Origin of the sequence: Vibrio sp. 10N.222.48.A3, assembly GCF_041475345.1 — a bacterium.
In the GTDB taxonomy this organism is placed as follows: domain Bacteria; phylum Pseudomonadota; class Gammaproteobacteria; order Enterobacterales; family Vibrionaceae; genus Vibrio; species Vibrio tasmaniensis_A.
Window position 1 is genome coordinate 1 of sequence record NZ_JBFRVX010000933.1, and the last position, 1,305, is coordinate 1,305.

General features: G+C 46.5%; 1 protein-coding gene. It reads right to left on the reverse strand.

Annotation, left to right across the window (positions count from 1 at the left end):
* Positions 1-1,305 (reverse strand): DNA topoisomerase IV subunit B (gene parE / locus AB4653_RS22050; RefSeq protein WP_372105351.1); only part of this gene is annotated, 1,305 nt, incomplete at both ends.

Genomic DNA, 1,305 nt, shown 5'->3' on the forward strand with positions numbered 1-1,305 from the left:
TTACCAAGCAGCATGTCCATCATCTCGTTGGTCGCTTCGTTGTCATCAATCGTTAATTGAACAAGACGACGAGTGTTCGGATCCATGGTGGTTTCACGTAACTGAAGTGGGTTCATTTCACCCAGACCTTTGAATCGTTGCACGTTGATCTTAGCTTTCTTCTGCGACAGTCGCTCAAGCACACCATCTTTCTCTGCATCATCAAGTGCGTAGAACACTTCTTTACCGCAATCGATACGATACAGAGGGGGCATTGCCACATAGATATGACCCGCTTCAACCAATGCATGGAAATGGCGAGTAAATAGTGCACATAGCAGTGTCGCGATATGAAGACCATCCGAGTCCGCATCGGCAAGGATACAGATCTTACCGTAACGCAGGCCTGACAAGTCATCGTTATCAGGATCGATACCCAAAGCAACCGAAATATCATGTACTTCTTGTGAAGCCAATACTTGGTCCGCTGACACTTCCCATGTATTTAGGATCTTACCGCGAAGTGGCATAACCGCTTGGAACTCACGATCACGTGCTTGTTTAGCAGAACCACCCGCCGAGTCCCCTTCCACGAAGAAGATTTCGGTACGACTTAAATCTTGAACCGAACAATCGGTTAGCTTACCCGGCAGTGCTGGGCCTGAAGCAATCTTCTTACGCACAACCTTTTTGCTTGCGCGCATGCGACGGTGAGCATTCGCAATACAAGCTTCAGCTAACTGTTCTGCCAGTTGTGGTTTTTCGTTCAACCACAAGCTAAAGGCATCTTTTACCACCCCAGACACAAACGCTGCGGTTTGACGAGAAGAAAGACGTTCTTTTGTTTGACCAGCAAATTGCGGATCTTGCATCTTCACCGATAATACGTACGAACAACGATCGAAAATATCGTCACCCGTTAACTTAACGCCACGCGGTAGAAGGTTACGAAATTCACAGAACTCACGCATTGCATCAAGCAGACCTTGTCGAAGGCCGTTTACGTGTGTACCACCTTGCTTAGTTGGTACTAAGTTCACGTAACTCTCGGTGATCATATCACCGCCTTCTGGCTGCCAAATAATCGCCCAGTTCGCCATTTCTGTTTCAGCAACGAATTCGCCGACATAAGGTTCCTCAGGCAGTAAGGTGTAACCTTTCACACCTTCTGCAAGGTAGTCTTTTAGACCATCTTCATAGAACCATTTATGTTCTTCACCGCCAACCTTGTCGACAAAGGTGATTTCTAAACCAGGGCAAAGTACAGCTTTAGCGCGCAAGTTATTGATAAGACGTAAAACAGAGAACTTAGAGCTATCGAAATAT